Raw genomic sequence first — 19,403 nt, 5'->3', positions numbered from 1 at the left:
TGTGCCCTTTTTGTTGCGTTGGCCCGTGTTTTACTTCAGGGCAAAACGTGGGTCAAAGTAAAAAGGGGCTCGCTGAACGGTGTTGAGGGCGTCAGAGGCCGCCGGATGCCGGGGGTTAAAAAGCGCGTTCCATTCGCCGGTAATGGTACTGGGCACTTTTAATACCAGGCCATTATCCGTACTGCTCAGCCATCCATCGCCAATCTCTTTTGTTGAGGCGGGCGCCGGGTCGTCCTGCCATCCGTCAGGCAAGGCGGCCTTATCAAGCTCAGCAATCAGCGCTTCGGGGATGTCCAGCGACAACATGGAATAGTTGTGCGACAGATCGGCAATAGTAAGATGGACAAGCGATTCAAGCACACACAGCGCCCGGCTTGATCCCAGGTACACGCAGGCGTTGCCGACCGAATTCCAGCGCCCACCATAGGTACGGGCACCAAAGCCATCAAAGGCGTTACCGGCATAGGTGGTTTTAACCAACCGATAGAACGTCACGGTGGCCATCAGGTGATAACACTATGCTCAATCTGGCCGATCAGGTTAATCACCGCCTCTGCACCGACCACGGTTGAGGTCAGCTCTGACGGTTTTTTGCCCCCTAACCCTTTGGCAGGCGTATCAAGCCATTCAGCCGCACGGCGCATGTCACCATTAAACAGTTTTCCGGCGGCGGAGAGCACCCGGATCAGCATATAAATCCGCCCGCTCTGGTCAGCAGAAAACGTCTGCTCTGTGCTTTTTACCCGGCGGTTATAGGTGTTCCGGTCAATCCCCGCCAGGCGGCACAACCAGGCTTCATCGAATGATGAGAGCGACGCTGTCTGTTTTAACAGCGTTGCGCTCAGCCCATCCGTTATGCGGTTATGGGCTTCAGGCAGTGTTTCCGGCAGATTCAGTGAAAACAGCAATGATCGTTCAACCTGCTGTTTATGCGGTTTGTAGACATTGACAGACATACGCCGGCCCTCCCATGTTCATTTGATGCTTATTTTAGCTCACATGAACATGACCGGCAAGGCAGCATACCGGTGACCCTGGCCACTAATGAGCTAAACCTGCCGTCGGCGTAAGGCTGGCGATAAAAAGAAAAGGGCACGCTGTAAGGCGTGCCTTTTTGTTTACCCTCGCCCCTGGTTCCGCAGGGTATGGATCACGTGCAGCACTTTGCCGAAAATCTCCAGCTGGTTGGGGGCCGGGTAGAGCGGCGTGTAGGCCGGGTTCATCGGCTCCAGGCAGAGGCGCGGGGTCAGGCAGAGCCGTTTTACCGTGAACTCCCCTTCTACCGCCGCGATCACGATGTCCCCATGTACCGGGGTCTCTGCGCGATCCACCACCAGCAGGTCTCCGCTGTTGATCCCCGCCAGCAGCATCGAATCTCCCTCCGCGCGCACAAAATAGGTGGCGCTGGGGTGGCGGATGCAGTACTCGTTCAGATCAAGCGAACGCTCAATGTAATCCGCCGCCGGAGACGGCACCCCGGCACGGCAATAGTCAGCAAACAGCGGCAACGCCAGTACCGGCAATCCCTCATCCGGACAGGTGAACAGTTCAGTCACAATCACATCACTTCCCTCAATGATACTGTATGTATACACAGTATAAGACAATTTATCTTCTTGAGAAGCGGCATTGATCCCTTTTCTTCAACGATTTATCAGCAAAGGCATAACATTTTTGCTTAGTGGTGTGCGGCCAACGCGGCGGCCAGCCCGGCGCGGCAGGCGTCATCATCAGCCTGGAAACGCGCTTTCTGCGCCGGTGTCAGGGCGCGGTAGGCGTCAATCACCCGGTTGGCCTCCTCCTCATCCAGCGCTTTATGGTCGAGCGCATACGATGCATTCCCTTTCTCAATCACCGTGCTGAATTGTGCAAGATAATAATCCGCCGGGTGGCCGGTTCCCTGCCGTTGGCTAATCACACACATCAGGGCAGAATAATAGGCGTCATTTTCTTTATGGGCTTTATCCGAGCGGGATTTCATCACACCGCCCCCAACGGCCAATATCAGCCCCACGGTCAGAATAGCGGTTACGCTTTTTTTCATGTTTTGTTTTTTTCACCAGAATAAAAGGCGATGGTAAAGCGGAAAAGGGGAAACCACCAGAGGAAATAAGCGGCCGGGAGAGGTAAGGTTTAATTAAGGGGGATCCGGGCACGAAAAGGGTATCAACGGACGGCAGTAGCAACGGATAACAGTATCAACGGACAACAGTATGAACGGGCGCCGCAGCGCCCGGAGGTGTCAGAGGGCGAAATCGTCCAGTGACTTGCCGGCATCCAGCGCCAGCTTGATCGGTTTTGGGGTACGGCCCTGGCCGGTCCAGGTTTTGGTTTCGCCGTTTTCATCCACAAACTGATATTTGGCCGGGCGCGGGGTGCGCGTCTTGCGGCCCGGTTTGCTCTCGGTCAGTACCAGCAGCTCGGCCGGGTCGATGCCGTCTTCCTGCATCAGGGACAGGTACTCTTTCAGTTTGGAGGCGTGTTCTTCTTGCTGCTGCTTTTGTGACGCTTCTTCCGCGCGGCGTTCTTCCACGATGGTCGTCAGCTTTTGCAGGATTTCCTCTAAGGTTGACAGATTAACCTCCCGTGCCTGGGTACGCAGGGTGCGGATATTGTTCAACGTCTTCAGAAAACCATTCATAATAAATCCTTCCACATTATTGCTTTATATTTATGCATGTCTTAAAAAACCGGGATAGTATAATATCTTCCCGCAGAATAATACCCACGGGCCGAAAATCGGCGACAACAGATGAATTATTACCCGATTCCGGGCGGATATAGTCCGCGCGCGGAAAAGGGTTTATTCCCCCGGCAAGAAAGCCGCGGCGGAAATAGCAGGCCGTTACTGCGTCAGGCGTGGTGAAATATCCCGGCCATATCGGCGGATATATCCGCCGCCCTACAACAGCAGCGCCAGCTCCATTGCCGTACGTTGTAACTGCGGTAATACCTTCTCGCGCAGGGTCTGTGCCGACACCTGTGACGCATTGACCCCAACGTTCATCGCCGCCACCACGCCCCCTTTGCGCGAATGCATCGGCACGGCAATTGAGCGCAACCCAAGCTCAAGCTGCTGATCGTTAATCGCGTAGCCCTGCCGCCGCACCCTGGCCAGTTGCTCCCGTAGTTGTTCCGCATTGCGCACCGTGTGCGGCGTCAGCGGTTCAAAGGTCACGCGCGAGAGGTAGGCGTCCAGTTCCGCCTCGTCCAGCGCACTTAACAACACCAGCCCCATCGACGTGGCATAGGCCGGTAAACGGCTGCCGCGCCCGAGATCAATCGTCATGATGCGTTTCACCGTGGCGCGGGCGATGTAGAGAATATTGTCCCCGTCCAGTGTGGCAACCGAACAGGACTCATTGAGCTGTTTACTTAGGAACTCCAGCGAGTTTTGCGCCGCTTTCGCCAGTTCTGAACTGGAAAGATAGGCATGGCCTATGGTCAGCACCCTGGGCAGCAGCACATAGTGCCGCCCGTCCGGACAGTGCACAAAACCGAGCGCGCGCAGCGTGTAGAGGCAACGCCGCACCGCCGCGCGTGGGATGCCGGTGCTCTGGCTGATTTGCGACACTGACAGCCGGTGGTGCAACGGGGTAAATGCCTGCAACACCTCCAGCCCGCGCGCCAGCGACGCCATAAAATTGGGGTCGCCTTTGTAGGTGGCGTCCGTCAACGCGCCAATCTCATCAAGACGTTGTAATTCACTGTTGCTGTCCATGAGCCTCCTTTTTCGCTGCCGATTCTGTACCTCACCCTGTTGCGCCGCGGCAAGCCTGCACCCGCGCTTTTCTCTGGGTAGATCACAATTTTAACACCTCAATAACAATATGGCCGATAATCGCACAATGTTTTGATATTCGGTCTTGCAGCGGCCGGGTGGGCAGGCATAGGGTGAAAAAAGAGCAGCCAACAAGGCAGACACAGGACAGGAGAGCCGATGATTGATAAAAGCGTCCCCTCCACCGACGACGCGGTGGCGGATATCCCCGATGGGGCAACCCTGATGATTGGCGGGTTTGGGCAGGCCGGGCAGCCGTTCGCCCTGCTGGAAGCGTTGATCCGCCGCCGCCCGCGTGACCTTACGCTTATCAGCAACAACGCCGGGAACGGTGACACCGGGCTGGCGGCGCTGCTGAAAGCGGGCTGCGTGCGCAAGGTGATCTGCTCCTTCCCGCGCCAGTCCGATTCCTGGGTATTTGATGACCTCTACCGCCGCGGCGAACTGGAACTGGAACTGGTGCCGCAGGGCAACCTGGCGGCGCGCATCCAGGCAGGCGGCGCCGGGCTGGGCGGGATTTTCACCCCGACCGGCTACGGCACCCAACTGGCCGAAGGCAAAGAGACGCGCGAAATCGACGGCCGCCACTATGTGTTTGAACGGCCGCTGAAAGCCGATTACGCGTTGATCCGCGCCCATCTGGGTGACCGCTGGGGCAACCTGGTGTATGACAAAACCGGGCGCAACTTCGGGCCGATCATGGCGATGGCCGCCACCTGCACCCTGGCCGAGGTCAACCGGCTGGTGCCGCTGGGCGGGCTTGACCCGGAACAGGTGATCACCCCCGGCATTTTTGTCCAGCGTCTGGTGGCGACTGCCCCGGCTGACCGCCTTTCCGCCTGAGGAGCCGATGATGAACTATGAACAAAAACTGACGCACGAACAGCTGGCACGCCGGATCGCCCAGGACATCCCGGAAGGGGCGTATGTCAACCTGGGCATCGGGATGCCGACGCAGATCGCCAATTATCTGCCGCACGATAAAGAGATCTTCCTGCAAAGTGAGAACGGCATCCTCGGCATGGGGCCTGCCCCTGCGGAGGGCGAGGAAGACCCGGAGCTGATCAACGCCGGGAAACAGTACGTGACGCTGCTGACCGGCGGCTGCTATTTCCACCACGGTGACTCCTTCGCCATGATGCGCGGCGGCCACCTCGACATCTGCGTGCTGGGCGTTTATCAGGTGTCGGCACGCGGTGACCTGGCAAACTGGAGCACCGGCAAGCCGGGCGCGATCCCGGCGGTGGGCGGAGCGATGGATCTGGCGATCGGCGCGCGGCAGGTGTTCGCGATGACCGAGCACCTCACCCGCCACGGCGAGTGCAAAATTGTGGAGCACTGCACCTACCCGCTGACCGGCATCGGCTGCGTGAGCCGTATCTACAGCGATCTGGCGGTGATGGATGTCACGCCCGACGGGCTGGTGGTGACGGAGATTTTCGGCGGCCTGACGCCGGAACAGTTACAGGAGGTGACCCCGGTCCGCCTCATTTTCAACCTGACGCAAACCGAGGCCGCCGATGAACGCCGCTTATCTGTGTGATGGAGTCCGTACCCCCTTTGGCCGCCTGAATGGCGGGCTGGCCGCGGTGCGCGCTGACGATCTGGCCGCGCTGCCGATCCAGGCGCTGATGCAGCGCAACCCGCAGGTGGACTGGGGCCAGTTAGACGATGTGCTGCTGGGCTGCGCCAACCAGGCGGGCGAAGACAACCGCAACGTGGCACGCATGGCGCTGCTGTTGGCCGGGCTGCCGGTGTCGGTGCCGGGCTGCACGGTCAACCGGCTGTGCGGTTCCAGCCTGGATGCGGTGGCGATGGCCGCCCGCGCGATTAAAAGCGGCGAGGGCGACCTGCTGCTGGCCGGCGGCGTGGAGAGCATGTCGCGCGCGCCGTTTGTGATGGGCAAGGCGGAGAGCGCCTTCAGCCGCACCATGCAACTGGAAGACACCACCATGGGCTGGCGCTTCATCAACCCGAAAATGCAGGCGCTGTATGGCGTGGAAACCATGCCGCAAACCGCTGAAAACGTCGCGGCGCGCTTTGGCATCAGCCGGGAAGATCAGGACGCCTTTGCCCTGCGCAGCCAGCAGCGCACCGCCGCCGCCCAGGAGAGCGGGATATTTGCCCGCCAGTTGATGCCGGTGACGATCCCGCAAAAACGGGGCGAACCGCTGCGCGTTGAACGGGATGAACACCCGCGCGCCACCTCCCTGGAGGCGCTGGCAAAGCTGAAACCGGTCGTCAACGGCCAGGGTACTGTGACGGCGGGCAACGCCTCCGGCCTGAATGACGGTGCCTGCGCCCTGCTGCTGGCCAGCGAGCGCGGCGCACAACGCAACGGCCTGACGCCGCTGGCGCGGGTTGTCGCCAGCGCGGTTATCGGGCTGGAACCGGCGTTTATGGGCGTCGGCCCGATCTCCGCCGTGCGCAAAGTGTTGCAGAATACCGGGCTGAGCCTTGACCAGATGGACGTGATTGAGCTGAACGAAGCCTTTGCCGCGCAGGCGCTGGCCGTGACCCGTGAACTGGGGCTGCCGGATGACGCGCCGCACGTCAACCCGCACGGCGGCGCGATCGCGCTCGGCCACCCGCTCGGTGCCTCCGGCGGGCGGCTGGCGATGGCCGCGGCCTATGAACTGCAACGCACCGGCGGCCGTTACGCCCTGTGCACCATGTGCATCGGCGTCGGCCAGGGTATCGCGCTGATCCTGGAACGGGCCTGAGGAGAGATGATGGAGATTGATTACCGCCTCGACGGGCCGGAACAGGCCCCACTGCTGGTGCTCGCCAACTCGCTCGGCACCACTTATACGATGTGGCAGCCGCAGATGGCGGCGCTGACCGCCCATTTCCGGGTGCTGCGCTATAACCCGCGCGGCCACGGCACTACCCCGCTGCCCGCTGAACCGCTGACGCTGGCGCAACTGGGTGAAGATGTGATTACCCTGCTGAATCACGTCGGTGCAGAGCAGGCGTATTTCTGCGGCATCTCGATGGGCGGGCTGACCGGGCTGTGGCTCAACCGCTATGCGCCGTCACGCTTCCACGCCTTTGTTGTCGCGAACACGGCCGCCCGCATCGGCAGCCGCGAAGGCTGGCTGGAACGGGCGCGGCTGGTACGCGCAGAGGGGCTGAAGCCGGTGGCGGAGGCCTCCCCCGCCCGCTGGTTCAACGAGGACTTTATCCGCCGCCACCCGGAACAGGTCAATGCCCTGGCCGCTGCGCTGGCGGCCGCCGATGCAGAGGGCTACGCCGCCTGCTGTGAGGCGCTGGCCGGGGCGGACCTCCGCAGCGCACTGCCCGCCATGCCGCGCCCGATGCGGGTGCTGGCCGGGCAGGATGACCTGGTCACCACCGTGCAGGACGCCGGGGAGATTCTCCGCCACGCGCCGGATGCTGAACTGCATATTCTGCCCGCCTCGCACCTCAGCAATATCGAAGTGCCGGACGCCTTCACCGCCCAATTGCTGCATTTTTTAGAACGACAAGGAGCCGCCGATGAGCATTCAGATCGCACGCATTGAGAGCTGGCTGGTGGATATTCCCACCATCCGTCCGCATAAACTCTCGATGGCCACCATGGGCTGCCAGACCCTGACCATCGTCAAAATGACCGACAGCGACGGCGCAGTCGGCTGGGGCGAGGCGACCACCATCGGCGGCCTGAGCTACGGCCCGGAAAGCCCGGAGGGCATCAAATCCGCCATTGACACTTACCTCGCCCCGGCGGTGTGCGGCAAACGTTTTGACGGCCCGGCATCACTGGCGGCGGCGATGAACCTGCCGGTGAAGGGCAACACGTTTGCCAAATCGGCGCTGGAAACCGCCCTGCTCGACCTTCAGGGCAAACGCCTCGGGGTGCCGGTCAGCACCCTGCTGGGCGGCGCGATCACGCCTTCCCTGCCGGTGTTGTGGACACTCGCCAGCGGCGATACCGGGCGCGATATCGACGAGGGCAAACGGCTGCTGGCAGAGGGCCGCCATCAGGCCTTTAAGCTGAAAATCGGCGCGAAAACGCTGGCGGAAGACCTGCGCCATACCCAGGCAATCAAAGAGGGGCTGGGTGACGGCGTCAGCATCCGGGTGGATGTGAATCAGGCGTGGGACGCCGTCACCGCCGTGCGCGGCATGGCGGCGTTGCAGGAAATCGGCATCGACCTGGTGGAGCAGCCGGTAGCATTGTGGGACCGCGCCGCGCTGGTCAGCCTCAGCCAACGTTTTGTGCTGCCGGTGCTGGCGGATGAAGCGGTAGCCGACGCCCACGACGGTTATGCGCTGGCAGCAGCCGGGTTTACCGGGGCCTATGCACTGAAAATTGCCAAAGCAGGCGGCCCGGCGCAAGCGCTGAAGCTGGCCCATGTGGCGCAGGCAGCGGGCATCGCGCTGTATGGCGGCACCATGCTGGAGGGCACGCTCGGCACCGTGGCCTCACTGCACGCCTGGTCAACCCTGCCGCTCAGCTGGGGCACGGAGATGTTTGGCCCGCTGTTACTGAAAGACGATATTATTGCCAACCCCCCGGTTTTCCGTGATGGCCGGGTTACCCTGCCGCAAGGCCCAGGGTTGGGCATCACGCTGGATGAAGATAAATTCCGCTTCTACCAACGCAAATAGATCTTACACAGGAGTCACCGGATGTTATTTAAAGTTGAGATGACCGTGAATATTCCGCTGGATATGCCGAAAGATGTGGCAGATAAAATAAAAGCGGACGAGAAAGCCTATGCCCAGAAATTACAGGAGCAGGGCAAATGGCGGCATGTCTGGCGGGTAGCAGGCAGTTATGCCAACGTCAGTATTTTCGACGTGGAGAGCAATGAAGAATTGCATAACCTGTTGAACGGGTTGCCGCTTTACCCGTACATGACCATCAGCGTGGCACCGTTATGCCGCCACCCTTCCAGTATTCATAGCGACGACCGTTAATTAAAAAAGGCTATACCGGGCGGTGTATTCACGCCGCCCTGCCGCTGTCTACCCTGACCTACCCTACACTGCAATGAGGGCGATAACATGACAACTAAATTCAGCCAGCATGAAGACGTAAAAAAATTAATTGAGATCAGCAGCGGGCTTAATAGTGAAGGCGGCGATCTTCGCTTTAAAAAAATAATGCACCGGCTGGTGGGCGATATTTGTAACCTGATTGATGAATTTGATATTACGCCGGAGGAGTTCTGGCAGGCAGCCAATTACCTGCACACCCTGGGCGGGCGGCAGGAGGCGGCGCTGCTGGCAGCGGGCCTGGGGCTGGAGCACTACCTCGACCTGCGTGAAGATGCGCGCGAGGCCGAGGCGGGCTTTGGCGGCGGCACCCCCCGCACCATTGAGGGGCCGTTGTATGTGGCGAATGCCCCGTTAAGTGACGGCTATGCACGCATGGATGACGGCCAGGATCAGGGCCGGGTGATGTGGCTGCATGGCCAGGTGAAAGACACGGGCGGTCAGCCGCTGCCGGGGGCGATTGTGGACATCTGGCACGCCAATACGCTCGGCAATTACTCGTTCTTTGATAAATCACAGAGCGAATACAACCTGCGCCGCCGTGTGAAAACCGATGCCGACGGCCGTTACGCCGTGCGCAGCATTGTGCCGTCCGGCTACGGCTGCCCGCCGGACGGCCCAACGCAGGCGCTGCTGGACCGCCTCGGCCGCCACGGCAACCGCCCGGCGCATATCCACTTCTTTATCTCTGCGCCCGGCCACAAGCACCTTACCACCCAGATCAACCTCAACGGTGACCAGTACCTGTGGGACGATTTCGCGTTCGCTACCCGTGATGAACTGATTGCTGAACCAGTGGAGATCACTGACCCGCAACTCAGCGCCCGGCGCGACCTGCCGCACCCGCACACCGAGATTGAATTTGATTTCGTGCTGGCCCCGGCCACCCAGCCGCTGGAAGAGCAGCGCATTAACCGCCTGCGTGCCTTGCAGGAATAAAGCAGGAAGGAAAACACGGGCAGCGCGCCTGCCCGTGAACAAAGGGAATCAGTGGGTATGAACCGGCGCAGAATGGGGATTTTCCAGTTTTACAGACAGGGTGCGCCCATCGGAAATCTCCAGGCTGACGGCATTGGTGCGGCTGGCGGCCAACAGGTTAAACGTCAGCAGCATCACGACCGCCACCTGCTCCTCGGCGCCCAGTTTGCTGCTGATCAGCACCTGTTCAAGCCGGTCTAAAATATTGTCTCTTTCTTCATTCTTCATAACCCGTCACTCCGGAAACACAACCATGTGTCATCAGACGGCACGTGTGCAGGGTGCCCGGCCGCCTGTGGCGCTTACCTGCTAAATCAGGCGCGGAGAGTATACAAACTTAGCCACACAAACCAAAAGGCTATTCACCATAATGGGAAACGTGCCGCATAAAATCAGCCGGGGCAGGAATAGCTGCAATAACAGGCACAAGCGTAATCATCAACTATTCTTATCTATGGTGGCACCCGTCGCGGATAATCTGATGAGGGGTGCTGACGTTGCGCCTTGCGGGCCGGAGCTTGCCCCAGAGTGGCGCGAGACGACAGGGAGGAGCTGATGACCCTTTATGTATGTTCCACGTGCGGCACCGCTTACCCGCCGGTCGCAGCCGCACCGGCACACTGCGCAATCTGCGATGATGAACGCCAGTGGGTACCGCCTGATGGGCAAAAGTGGACCACCGCCGAGCACATTGACCAACACTACACCCACGCCTGGCAGTTGCACGAGCCGGGCCTGTTCAGCCTGCACCCGACGCCTGAGCTGGGCATCGGCCAGCGGGCCTTCTTACTGCAAACCCCGCACGGCAATATCTTATGGGACTGCACCGCCCTGCTGGATGACGCCACCAAAGCGCTGGTGCAGAGCCTCGGCGGGCTGGCGCATATTGCCGTGTCCCACCCGCATTACTACACCCGGATGCAGGACTGGAGCGCAGCGTTCGGCAATGTGCCGGTTCACCTGCACGCCGCCGACCGTGCGTGGGTGGTGCGCCCTTCCCCGGCGATCCATTTCTGGAAGGGGGAAGCCCTGGATCTGCTGCCCGGTGTGCAGCTCGCCTGCCTCGGCGGGCACTTCCCCGGTGCCACAGTGTTGCACTGGAACGGCACCCACGATCGCACCGGTGTGGTGCTGGTAGGCGACACGCTGCAAATCTCCCCGGACAACGCCCACGTCTCCTTTATGCGCAGTTACCCCAATCTGTTGCCGCTGGGCGCAAGCGATGTGCGCCATATCGGCAGCCGGTTGGACACGCTCTCTTTTAACCGGTTGTACGGGGCATTTCCCGGCCAGCAAATCCTGCATGACGGCAAGCGCGTCGTGGCGCAGGCGGTAAAACGCTATATTGATCTGCTGAGTTAGCGGGAAAAACGGGCCGGACAGCGGATGTCCGGCCGGCAGGTTACGGTGCCGTTGAGACGGCCTGCGGGGCAAAGGCCGCGGGCTGGCGGCTCAGGAACCGGGCGCGCCAGGGTTTCAGCACCCAGAGCGCCAGGGCCGCGGTGATGAAATCCAGGGTAATCGCGCTGCCGAACACCAGCCCCCAGCCACCGCTGTGCTGATAGAGCATCGCCGCCAGCGGCCCGCCGAAGATGGAGCCTACCCCTTGCGACATATAGAGCCAGCCATAGTTGCTGGTGGCGTGTTGCGCCCCGAAGGTATCCGTCAGCGTGGACGGGAACAGCGAAAAGATTTCACCCCAGCCAAAGAACACCAGCCCGGAGAGCAGCACAAACAGCACCGGATCGCTGCGGCACATCAGCCAGAGCGTCATCGCCACCCCTTCCAGCGCAAAGGCCCAGAACATCATCTTTTCACGCCCGATGCGGTCAGAGATAAAGCCGCACAGCGGGCGGGTCAGGCCGTTGGTGAAGCGGTCGATGGTCATCGCCAGCGGCAGCGCCGCCAGGCCAAACACCGTCACGCCGGTCATGCCGAAATCGTGGGCGAAGATCGCCATCTGCGAGGTGACCATCAGGCCGGAGGTGGACATCATGGTCATCATCAAAAACATCAGCCAGAACAGCGGCTGGCGCAACATTTCACCGGGGCGGAACTGCCGCTGGGCGGGCGCGCCCGCCGTGGCGTCATGATGCGCCGGCACGGCCGACGGCGGCACACGCAGCCCCTGCGCCGCGACAAACCCAATGGCGGCAAAGATCAGCCCGAACAGCCACAGGGTGTGGCTCAGGCCATACGCCGCCAGCGAGGCGGAGATCGGGAATGTGGTGACAATCGCGCCCATGCCGTAGCCCGCCGCCACCATCCCGGCGGCAAAGCCGCGCTGCGCCGGGAACCAGCGCACCATCAGCCCCACCACGCCCACATAAACAATGCCGGTACCGAGGCCGCCCATACCGCCATACACCAGATAGAGCATCGGCAGGCTGGCGACCTGTGAGGTCAGCACCCAACTGAATCCCGCCAGCAGCGTGCCGAGCGAGATAAGCAACCGTGGGCCAAAGCGGTCAATCAATTTGCCCTGAAACGGTGAGAAGAAGGTCTGAAGGATAATCAGCAGGGAAAAGGTCACCTGAAGTTCTGCCAGCGGCACGTCCAATGACGCTGCCAGCGGCTTGGTGAGTAACGTCCAGACATATTGCGGGCTGGAGATTGCCGCCATACAGATCAAACCGAGCACCAGTTGCTGCCATTTGGTGCGTGCCGTAAAACCCAGCGGGAGAGTGTGTGCCGTCATGCTTATCGTTCCTTTCATTCCGCCGCCGGGCGCGGGGATCGCGCCGGCCGCCAACAGGGATAAGCAGGTAATGCAGGATGTGTGCCAGGGGAAAGGTAAACCGTATGGCGCAAAAAGGGGCATTCGCCCCTTTCGCCTTCAGCGTGACAGCGTGGCCAGGCTGGTATCGAGTGCGCTGACCAACCAGTCGATGTCGCCGGCCTGGAACGCCAGCGGCGGGCGCAGTTTCAGCACGTTGCCATACGGCCCCGCAACCGAGGTCAGTACCCGCTGTTCGCGCAGCCGTTCAGTCACGTCCAGTGCCAGCGCTTTGTCCGGGGTTTTCGCCGCCCGGTCGCTGACCAGTTCGAAACCGATAAACAACCCGGCCCCGCGCACATCGCCCACGCACTCATACTTCGCTGCCAGCCCCTGAAGCTCACGTAACAGCTGTTGCCCCACGGCCAGGCTGTGTTGCTGCAATTGCTCGTCTTTAATCACCTGCAACACCGCCTGCGCGGCGGCCATCGCCACCGGGTTACCGCCAAAGGTGTTGAAATAAGGGATGGTGTCACTGAAGGCAGCCAGCACCTCGCTTTTTGCCAGCATGGCGGAAACCGGGATGCCGTTGCCCATCGGCTTGCCGGTGGTGACGATGTCCGGCACAATGCCGTGGCGCGCAAAGCCCCAGAACGCCTCACCGGTGCGGCCAAAGCCGGGCTGCACCTCATCCGCGATATAGATCCCGCCATTTTTATGCACCACGTCGATAACCGGTTGCAGGAACCCGGCCGGGTCCGGCAACACGCCGTCTGAGGAGAAGATCGAATCCGCCAGGAAACCGGCGAATGTAATGCCGTGCGCGGCCATGTCATCAATCTGTTGCTGGATCTGGCCGGCAAACCAGGCACCGAGATCAGGGTCAGTGACCCGGTAGCGGTCCGGCGGCGGCACCAGCCGGGTAGTGGCCGCCAGCGGCTGGCCGCTGCCGAGCGCCGGGGAGACGCCGGAGGTCAATTCGCTGGTGCCGTGGTATGCCTCCTGCGTGACAATGATGCCGGTGCCGCCGCTGTACGCCTTCGCCACGCGGATCGCCAGATCGTTGGCTTCCGAGCCGGTGCACATATACATGGCGCGGTCGAGGGCGGCGGGCAGCGTCGCCAGCAGATCTTCTGAATAGTCGAGGATGCGCTGGTGCAGGTAACGGGTGTGGGTATTCAGTTGCTGCATCTGTGCCGTTACCGCCTCCACCACGGCCGGGTGGCAATGGCCGATGCTGGCGACGTTATTGTAGACATCCAGGTATTTGTCCCCGGCGGCGTCCCACAGGTACTGGCCGCGGCCTTTCACCAGATGCACCGGTTTGCGGTAGAACAAGCGGTAAGATTCCCCCAGCACCCGGCTGCGCTGGTCGGTCAGGCGGCGCGTGTCGCTGTCCAGCTGGCCGGCATGTTCCGCGCGGAAGCTGTTGGTGTCCATGATGGTTGAGCGTGTAGCCATAATGATCCCTTGTTTGCTGGGCGCGGGCGGACCCCCGCGCATAATGGTTAATCCTGGGTCAGCATGCTGTCTTTTGGTGCGGCGGCGCGCTGGGCATGGGTCAGGCGGAAGTAGCCGTAACCCAGCAGCATCAGCCCGATAAACAGGCTGCCCACCTCCGGGTTAAACCAGAACATCGCGGCCAGGCAAACCAGCGCCAGCCCAAGCGCGATGCCCGGCACCAGCGGGTAACCCGGCGCGCGGAACGGGCGGCGCAGCCCCGGCTCGGTACGGCGCAGGCGGAACAGGCTCAGCATACTCATGATGTACATCACCAGCGCGCCGAACACCGAGAGCGTAATCATCGCCGCGGTCAGGCTCATGCCCTGCAAGTTCACCCGGCCATCCGCCAGGATCGCCATAATCCCGATCGCCCCGCCCGCCAGGATTGCCCGGTGGGGGGTGGAAAAGCGTGACAGTTTGGCCAGCGACGGCGGCAGGAACCCGGCGCGCGCCAGCGCAAACCCCTGCCGCGAGTAACCGAGGATGATGCCGTGGAAACTCGCCACCAGCCCGAACAACCCGATCCAGACCAGCATATGCAGCCAGCGTGAGTCATCCCCCACCACCCGTTTCATCGCCTGCGGCAGCGGGTCATTGATGTTGGCGAAGCTGCGCCAGTCGCCCACGCCACCGGCCATCAGCATCACGCCAATCGCCAGCACCACCAGCGTCAGAATGCCGCCGATATAGGCGCGCGGAATGGTGCGCACCGGGTCTTTGGCCTCTTCCGCCGCCATTGCCGTGCCTTCAATCGCCAGAAAGAACCAGATGGCAAACGGGATGGCGGCAAAAATACCGGAGAGCGTCTGGAGCGAGAAGTGATCGGCCCCCGCCCAGCCCTGGGCGGCAAAGTTCGCCACGCTGAACCCCGGCGACACCACGCCCATAAACACCAGCAGTTCCACCACCGCCAGCACCGTCACCAGCAGCTCAAACATCGCCGCCAGATGCGCACCGAGAATATTCAGCGTCATAAATACCAGATAGGCACCGATCGCCGCATAACGCGGATCCAGCGCCGGGAACTGCACATTCAGGTAAGCCCCGATCGCCATCGCAATCGCCGGTGGGGCGAAGACAAACTCAATCAGTGTGGCCATCCCGGCCAGAAAACCGCCGGTTTCACCCCAGGCCCGGCGGCTGTAGGCAAACGGCCCACCGGCATGGGGGATCGCAGTGGTAAGCTCGGTAAAGCTGAAGATAAAGCAGCTGTACATGGCCGCCACCCCGAGCGTGGTGACCAGAAACCCCAGCGTCCCGGCCACGCCCCAGCCATAGCTCCAGCCGAAATATTCGCCGGAGATCACCAGCCCGACAGCAATACTCCACAAATGCCAACTGCCCAAAGAGGGTTTTAACTGACTCATTGCGTTACTCCGGTCGAGGTCAAAAGAGTGATCCCGATAATGCACGCCTTGTGCGCGGCTGACTTGACCGCAGCCGGTCAGCCGCTGTGCGCTGAAGTCAACTTTGCCCTTTCTGCCTCGCCCGCGCGCCCTGCGGTCAACTTCCTGCCCTGTGCGGTCAGGTAACGCCCTGCGTCCCGCCGCATCCTAACGCCATCAACCGCTCAGGCCGTATGCACCAATGACAGGGGACGCCACCATGACCACCATCGCCAAACAGTACGACACGCTGGACAACGCCGCCCTCGGCCGCCTCGCCGCCCAGGCGCTGGCCACCTGCCCCCAGGTTACCGCGCCGCAGATAGCGCTGTTCTGCCGCTCAGAGAATGCCACCTTTCAGATTACCGATGCCCGGCAGCGGCGTTATGCGCTGCGCATCCACCGGCCCGATTACCACCAGCAGGCGGAGATCCAGAGCGAGTTGCTGTGGCTGGACGCACTGCGTGATGCGGGCATTGAGGTGCCGGCGGCGCATACCAACCGTGACGGGCAGCAGGTGATCCCGCTGCGCACGGACACCGGCGACACCCGCTATGCGGTGCTGTTTGACTGGATCGCCGGGGAGGTGCTGCAAGATGACCTCAGCCGGGTGGCGCGGGAGGATTTTATTGAGCTGGGGCGTACCACCGCCCGCCTGCACCAGCACAGCCGGGGCTGGCAGCGCCCGGCACATTTCCGCCGCCTGCGCTGGGATCACGCCACCATGACCGGCCCGGACGGCCACTGGGGTGACTGGCGCAGCGCGCCGGGGCTGAGCAACGCGGATATCCCGCTGGTGGAGGAGACGCTGCATCAGGTCAGTGCCGCCATGCAGGCGTTTGGCCAGGGGCCGGACCGCTTCGGGCTGATCCATGCCGATTTGCGCCTGACCAACCTGATGCGCCATCAGCAGCAGACGCGGGTCATCGATTTTGATGATTGCGGGTTTGGCTGGTACCTGCACGATCTGGCGGCAGCCATCAGCTTTGTTGAGCACCATCCTGATGCCCCGGCATGGGTCGCGGGCTGGCTGGAAGGGTATCAGCATACCTGCCCGCTCACCCCGGCTGAGGTGGCGGTCATTCCGTCGATGCTGATCCAGCGCCGGATTCAGTTGCTGGCCTGGGTGGGTTCCCATGCAGACACCGGGCAGGCGCGCTCGCTGGGGCCGCACTGGGCACAGGAGAGCATCAGGCTTTGCCGCCGTTACCTTGAACAGCGCGGGCTGCCGGTGGGTGCAGGCTGAATCGCCCTCTGGCAGGCATGGGCGATGGCACAGCTTTTGCTTTACTCCTGAGGTGCCCGTTTATCAGGAGAACGCGATGATCACTGCCCAGACCTTGCCCCACCCTGCTGTGCTTCCGGCGCTGACCCAACCGGCGATCTCCGGCCATCAGGGCATTCTGGCCGCAGCGGCCTGCGGGCTGGAAGCGTTTATCGCCCAGCAGGGCGGCGACCCGGAGCGCATCCTCGGCATGTGCCGGATCTCCCCGGCCCTGCTGACCCAGCCCACCCAAAGCCTGACGCTGCCCGGTTACTGCCGGGTGCTGGAGGAGGCGGCGCGCCAGACCGGTGCGGATAATTTCGGCCTGCACTACGGCCTGCAATTCAAACCCCAGCAGCTCGGCCTGATTGGCTATGTCGGCCTCTGTTCTGCCACCGCAGAACAGGCGCTGCGCAACCTGGTGTTTGCTTTCCCGTGGCACCAGCACGCCACCCTGACCCGGCTGGTGGACCTGCCGCACTGCCTGCGTTTCGATTACCAGATCCGCCACGGCGCGATTATCTCCCAGCGGCAGGATGCTGAGCTGACGCTCGGCATGGTGATCAACCTGCTGCGCCATGCGCTGGGGCCGCAGTGGGCCCCGAAAGAGGTGCATTTTGAACACCCCCGGCCGGAACAGTGGCACGAGCACTGCAAATATTATGATGCGCCGGTCTATTTCGACCAGCCGTTCAACTCGCTGCTTATCCCGCGCCATGAGCTGCAACGCCCGATGCCGGAGAGTGACCCGATCCTGCTGATGGTGATGCAGGACGCGATGCGCCGCCTGAACCAGAGCAGCCAGCCGTTATCCGTGCTAGACCAGGCGCGCGCTGCCATCCGCCAGCAGTTGCCGCAGGGTGAGCCGGTGATGGAGCAGGTCGCCGGGCTGCTCGGCATGTCGGGCGCGTCGCTGCAACGGCGGCTCAGTGACGAACAGCTCACGTTCAGTCGGGTGGTGGACAGGGTGCGGCAGGAGATGGCGACGCACTATCTGGCGCAGCGCCATTTGCCGATTTCGGATATGGCTTTCCTGCTGGGGTACTCTGAAGTCAGTGCCTTTTCCCGCGCCTTCCGCCGTTGGTCCGGCATCAGCCCACGTGCCTGGCGACAGCAACAAGACCGCCCCTGACATGCCGGGCGGTTCCTGCCGCCCGCAGCTTTTTTTACCGCCAACCGCGTATTCCTTCACCTTTTCCGAGGTAAACCCCTACACCTGCTACACTTTTATGCACACATGGCAGAAGAAAACGGGGCGTGAACCCGCCCCCGACAGAGCATAAGAGGATACGCGCTATGGATTTTTTAGGGTGGACAGCCGCAACCGGTGGGTTGTTGCTGATGATGTCGCTGGCATCGGGGTGGATTAGCCGCAGCCCGGTCAGCACTTTTGGGCTGTATCTGGCCGCCGGGATTTTATGCGGCCCCTGGGCGCTGAACCTGTTACAGGTAGACGTGGTTGACCACTCAGTGCTGGTCGGCCGGGTCACGGAAATTGCGATGGCGGCCTCGCTGTTTATCACCGGGTTGAAACTGCGCCTGCCGTTTAGAACCCGCAGCTGGCGGATGGGCGCCCGGCTGGCATTCCCGGCGATGTTGCTTACGGTCGGCGGGGTGACGGCGGCCGCGCACTATATGCTGGGCTTTGACTGGCCGCTGGCGCTGGCGTTCGGGGCGATTGTCGCGCCGACTGACCCGGTGCTGGCGAGCCTGATTTCAGTCAACGATGCCAGTGACAATGATGATTTGCGGGTCGCGCTCTCCAGTGAGGCCGGGATGAACGACGGCTCGGCGCTGCCGATCCTGATCCTGGCGATGATGCTGATCGGCTCACAGGGCAGCCTGAGCGGCGAAGAGTGGCGGCACTGGGCGCTGGTGGATGTGGTCTGGGCATTGCTGGGCGGGCTGGGCATCGGGTTTGTGATGGGGCGGCTGGTGGGCCTGCTGGCGACCCTGTTGCGCAGCAAGCAGCATGACGTGGCCCCCAATGACTTTCTGGCGCTGGCGCTGATCGCCCTGAGTTATGCGGCGGCGCAAAGCCTGGAGGCCTCCGGCTTTCTGGCGGCGTTTGCCGCGGGCGTCGGGCTGCGCCGGGCAGAGATGAAAGTGATTAACCGCCACCCGCCGGAGGAGATCAGCGAGCATGAGAATTACCCGCCCGCCGAGGAGCTGGTTAACCCTAACCAGCGCCACACCATCGATACCGTCGGCCCCGCGCATTCGGTGGGCCTGGTGGTGGGCGATGCGCTGGCGTTCGGTGACATCATGGAGCGGATTTTTGCCGCTGCGATCGTCATCGTCCTGGGTATCACCCTCGCCCAGCACTGGGATTTCCAGGGGCTGTTGATGGCGGCGGTGCTGTTTCTGGTCATTCGCCCGGTGTCGGTGTGGATAGTGAGCATCGGCACCGGCATTCCGTCCCTGCGGCGCTGGTTGCTTGGCTGGCTGGGCATCCGCGGCATCGGCAGTATCAACTACATTGCCTACGCCTATACACACGGGCTGGGCAACGGGCCGGACGCCACGCGCATGGTGGACATCGCCTTTACGGTGATTGCCGCCAGCGTGATTGTGCACGGCATCACCGTCACGCCGCTGCTTAACCTGCGGCAGGCGCGCAAGGCAGCAAAAGAGGAACGCCGCCGCCAGGAGCAGGAACAGCGCGAAGCGGGTGAAGAAAAGACGCAGGAAGAGCAACAGAAACAGTGTGAAAAAGTCGAAAAATCAGAGGATTAATCTTTTTACGGTGCGCGCGGTTTTGCCGGATTTCAG

Annotated in this window: 21 protein-coding genes; 11 read left to right on the top strand and 10 right to left on the bottom strand. The window is 61.9% G+C overall.

The window, feature by feature from the left end:
- Positions 1–30: 30 nt before the first annotated feature.
- The 6 genes from CYR52_RS06965 to CYR52_RS06940 all read right to left on the bottom strand — a co-directional run bounded on the left by CYR52_RS06965 (position 31) and on the right by CYR52_RS06940 (position 3,721).
- Entirely contained in the window at positions 31–504 is a 474-nt protein-coding gene (locus CYR52_RS06965) for an RES family NAD+ phosphorylase (protein WP_101828263.1), read from the bottom strand.
- The gene (gene parS / locus CYR52_RS06960; protein ID WP_072928128.1) at positions 504–956 is read right to left on the bottom strand and encodes a type II RES/Xre toxin-antitoxin system antitoxin; all 453 of its coding nucleotides are present in this window, start codon (positions 954–956) and stop codon (positions 504–506) included. Before parS ends, CYR52_RS06965 begins: the two co-directional genes overlap by 1 nt.
- A gap of 162 nt (positions 957–1,118) precedes the next feature.
- Positions 1,119–1,559: a translesion error-prone DNA polymerase V autoproteolytic subunit gene (gene umuD / locus CYR52_RS06955; RefSeq protein ID WP_072928325.1), complete on the bottom strand. Its 441-nt coding sequence runs from the start codon at positions 1,557–1,559 to the stop codon at positions 1,119–1,121.
- A gap of 119 nt (positions 1,560–1,678) precedes the next feature.
- Entirely contained in the window at positions 1,679–2,044 is a 366-nt protein-coding gene (locus tag CYR52_RS06950) for a hypothetical protein (protein ID WP_072928130.1), read from the bottom strand.
- A 198-nt stretch (positions 2,045–2,242) separates the two neighbouring features.
- On the bottom strand, positions 2,243–2,641 hold the full coding sequence (locus tag CYR52_RS06945) for an H-NS family histone-like protein (protein ID WP_072928132.1): 399 nt from the start codon (positions 2,639–2,641) through the stop codon (positions 2,243–2,245).
- Positions 2,642–2,902: 261 nt separating this feature from the next.
- Positions 2,903–3,721 (bottom strand): IclR family transcriptional regulator domain-containing protein, encoded by an 819-nt coding sequence (locus CYR52_RS06940; RefSeq protein WP_072928133.1) that lies wholly within the window; start codon positions 3,719–3,721, stop codon positions 2,903–2,905.
- Between the two features lie 219 nt (positions 3,722–3,940).
- Between CYR52_RS06940 and CYR52_RS06935 the strand changes: the two genes are divergently transcribed.
- From CYR52_RS06935 to catA, 7 genes are all read left to right on the top strand, one after another.
- Positions 3,941–4,624 carry a 3-oxoacid CoA-transferase subunit A gene (locus CYR52_RS06935; RefSeq protein WP_072928135.1) on the top strand — a complete coding sequence of 228 codons (684 nt, stop codon included), beginning with the start codon at positions 3,941–3,943 and terminating at the stop codon, positions 4,622–4,624.
- Between the two features lie 10 nt (positions 4,625–4,634).
- Positions 4,635–5,324, top strand: a complete 690-nt coding sequence (locus tag CYR52_RS06930; protein ID WP_101828262.1) for a 3-oxoacid CoA-transferase subunit B — start codon at positions 4,635–4,637, stop codon at positions 5,322–5,324.
- Positions 5,302–6,504, top strand: a complete 1,203-nt coding sequence (gene pcaF, locus CYR52_RS06925) for a 3-oxoadipyl-CoA thiolase (RefSeq protein WP_072928144.1) — start codon at positions 5,302–5,304, stop codon at positions 6,502–6,504. The genes CYR52_RS06930 and pcaF overlap by 23 nt, the downstream gene beginning before the upstream one ends.
- Before the next feature lie 9 nt (positions 6,505–6,513).
- Complete coding sequence (pcaD, locus tag CYR52_RS06920) at positions 6,514–7,305, top strand: 3-oxoadipate enol-lactonase (protein ID WP_072928146.1); 792 nt, start codon at positions 6,514–6,516, stop codon at positions 7,303–7,305.
- A complete protein-coding gene (locus CYR52_RS06915) occupies positions 7,280–8,395 on the top strand; it encodes a muconate cycloisomerase family protein (RefSeq protein WP_072928147.1) in 1,116 nt (371 codons plus the stop codon). The genes pcaD and CYR52_RS06915 overlap by 26 nt, the downstream gene beginning before the upstream one ends.
- A 21-nt stretch (positions 8,396–8,416) precedes the next feature.
- On the top strand, positions 8,417–8,707 hold the full coding sequence (gene catC, locus CYR52_RS06910; protein ID WP_072928149.1) for a muconolactone Delta-isomerase: 291 nt from the start codon (positions 8,417–8,419) through the stop codon (positions 8,705–8,707).
- 87 nt (positions 8,708–8,794) lie between these two features.
- Entirely contained in the window at positions 8,795–9,724 is a 930-nt protein-coding gene (gene catA / locus CYR52_RS06905; protein WP_101828261.1) for a catechol 1,2-dioxygenase, read from the top strand.
- 48 nt (positions 9,725–9,772) lie between these two features.
- Here the strand turns inward: catA and CYR52_RS06900 are convergent, their stop codons facing one another.
- Complete coding sequence (locus CYR52_RS06900) at positions 9,773–9,991, bottom strand: hypothetical protein (RefSeq protein WP_072928152.1); 219 nt, start codon at positions 9,989–9,991, stop codon at positions 9,773–9,775.
- Positions 9,992–10,318: 327 nt separating this feature from the next.
- Between CYR52_RS06900 and CYR52_RS06895 the strand changes: the two genes are divergently transcribed.
- Positions 10,319–11,125: an MBL fold metallo-hydrolase gene (locus CYR52_RS06895; RefSeq protein WP_072928153.1), complete on the top strand. Its 807-nt coding sequence runs from the start codon at positions 10,319–10,321 to the stop codon at positions 11,123–11,125.
- 40 nt (positions 11,126–11,165) lie between these two features.
- On the opposite strand, the gene oxlT is transcribed toward CYR52_RS06895, so the two are convergent.
- The 3 genes from oxlT to eat form a co-directional block, all read right to left on the bottom strand.
- Positions 11,166–12,461, bottom strand: coding sequence for an oxalate/formate MFS antiporter (gene oxlT / locus CYR52_RS06890; protein ID WP_101828260.1), 1,296 nt, complete (start codon positions 12,459–12,461; stop codon positions 11,166–11,168).
- A 138-nt stretch (positions 12,462–12,599) separates the two neighbouring features.
- The gene (locus CYR52_RS06885) at positions 12,600–13,940 is read right to left on the bottom strand and encodes an aspartate aminotransferase family protein (RefSeq protein WP_101828275.1); all 1,341 of its coding nucleotides are present in this window, start codon (positions 13,938–13,940) and stop codon (positions 12,600–12,602) included.
- A gap of 47 nt (positions 13,941–13,987) precedes the next feature.
- Positions 13,988–15,349: an ethanolamine permease gene (gene eat / locus CYR52_RS06880; RefSeq protein WP_072928158.1), complete on the bottom strand. Its 1,362-nt coding sequence runs from the start codon at positions 15,347–15,349 to the stop codon at positions 13,988–13,990.
- 238 nt (positions 15,350–15,587) lie between these two features.
- Here eat and CYR52_RS06875 point away from each other — a divergent pair, with 238 nt between their 5' ends.
- The 3 genes from CYR52_RS06875 to CYR52_RS06865 all read left to right on the top strand — a co-directional run bounded on the left by CYR52_RS06875 (position 15,588) and on the right by CYR52_RS06865 (position 19,367).
- Complete coding sequence (locus CYR52_RS06875; RefSeq protein WP_072928160.1) at positions 15,588–16,613, top strand: phosphotransferase enzyme family protein; 1,026 nt, start codon at positions 15,588–15,590, stop codon at positions 16,611–16,613.
- A gap of 76 nt (positions 16,614–16,689) precedes the next feature.
- The gene (qhpR, locus tag CYR52_RS06870) at positions 16,690–17,763 is read left to right on the top strand and encodes an AraC-like transcriptional regulator QhpR (RefSeq protein ID WP_072928161.1); all 1,074 of its coding nucleotides are present in this window, start codon (positions 16,690–16,692) and stop codon (positions 17,761–17,763) included.
- Positions 17,764–17,927: 164 nt separating this feature from the next.
- Positions 17,928–19,367 (top strand): cation:proton antiporter, encoded by a 1,440-nt coding sequence (locus tag CYR52_RS06865; protein ID WP_101828259.1) that lies wholly within the window; start codon positions 17,928–17,930, stop codon positions 19,365–19,367.
- Positions 19,368–19,403: the final 36 nt, after the last annotated feature.

This window comes from Chimaeribacter arupi, from assembly GCF_002858805.1.
Taxonomy (GTDB): Bacteria; Pseudomonadota; Gammaproteobacteria; order Enterobacterales; family Enterobacteriaceae; genus Chimaeribacter; species Chimaeribacter arupi.
The sequence above is the reverse complement of the archived record's forward strand: the minus strand, read 5'-3'. Positions and strand labels throughout refer to the sequence as shown.

Excerpts from the sequence above, each read along its gene's own strand:
- CYR52_RS06965 (WP_101828263.1), bottom strand. The coding sequence starts at position 504 with ATGGCCACCGTGACGTTCTATCGGTTGGTTAAAACCACCTATGCCGGT.
- parS (WP_072928128.1), bottom strand. The coding sequence starts at position 956 with ATGTCTGTCAATGTCTACAAACCGCATAAACAGCAGGTTGAACGATCA.
- CYR52_RS06950 (WP_072928130.1), bottom strand. The coding sequence starts at position 2,044 with ATGAAAAAAAGCGTAACCGCTATTCTGACCGTGGGGCTGATATTGGCC.
- CYR52_RS06945 (WP_072928132.1), bottom strand. The coding sequence starts at position 2,641 with ATGAATGGTTTTCTGAAGACGTTGAACAATATCCGCACCCTGCGTACC.
- CYR52_RS06940 (WP_072928133.1), bottom strand. The coding sequence starts at position 3,721 with ATGGACAGCAACAGTGAATTACAACGTCTTGATGAGATTGGCGCGTTG.
- CYR52_RS06935 (WP_072928135.1), top strand. The coding sequence starts at position 3,941 with ATGATTGATAAAAGCGTCCCCTCCACCGACGACGCGGTGGCGGATATC.
- CYR52_RS06930 (WP_101828262.1), top strand. The coding sequence starts at position 4,635 with ATGAACTATGAACAAAAACTGACGCACGAACAGCTGGCACGCCGGATC.
- pcaF (WP_072928144.1), top strand. The coding sequence starts at position 5,302 with ATGAACGCCGCTTATCTGTGTGATGGAGTCCGTACCCCCTTTGGCCGC.
- pcaD (WP_072928146.1), top strand. The coding sequence starts at position 6,514 with ATGGAGATTGATTACCGCCTCGACGGGCCGGAACAGGCCCCACTGCTG.
- CYR52_RS06915 (WP_072928147.1), top strand. The coding sequence starts at position 7,280 with ATGAGCATTCAGATCGCACGCATTGAGAGCTGGCTGGTGGATATTCCC.
- catC (WP_072928149.1), top strand. The coding sequence starts at position 8,417 with ATGTTATTTAAAGTTGAGATGACCGTGAATATTCCGCTGGATATGCCG.
- catA (WP_101828261.1), top strand. The coding sequence starts at position 8,795 with ATGACAACTAAATTCAGCCAGCATGAAGACGTAAAAAAATTAATTGAG.
- CYR52_RS06900 (WP_072928152.1), bottom strand. The coding sequence starts at position 9,991 with ATGAAGAATGAAGAAAGAGACAATATTTTAGACCGGCTTGAACAGGTG.
- CYR52_RS06895 (WP_072928153.1), top strand. The coding sequence starts at position 10,319 with ATGACCCTTTATGTATGTTCCACGTGCGGCACCGCTTACCCGCCGGTC.
- oxlT (WP_101828260.1), bottom strand. The coding sequence starts at position 12,461 with ATGACGGCACACACTCTCCCGCTGGGTTTTACGGCACGCACCAAATGG.
- CYR52_RS06885 (WP_101828275.1), bottom strand. The coding sequence starts at position 13,940 with ATGGCTACACGCTCAACCATCATGGACACCAACAGCTTCCGCGCGGAA.
- eat (WP_072928158.1), bottom strand. The coding sequence starts at position 15,349 with ATGAGTCAGTTAAAACCCTCTTTGGGCAGTTGGCATTTGTGGAGTATT.
- CYR52_RS06875 (WP_072928160.1), top strand. The coding sequence starts at position 15,588 with ATGACCACCATCGCCAAACAGTACGACACGCTGGACAACGCCGCCCTC.
- qhpR (WP_072928161.1), top strand. The coding sequence starts at position 16,690 with ATGATCACTGCCCAGACCTTGCCCCACCCTGCTGTGCTTCCGGCGCTG.
- CYR52_RS06865 (WP_101828259.1), top strand. The coding sequence starts at position 17,928 with ATGGATTTTTTAGGGTGGACAGCCGCAACCGGTGGGTTGTTGCTGATG.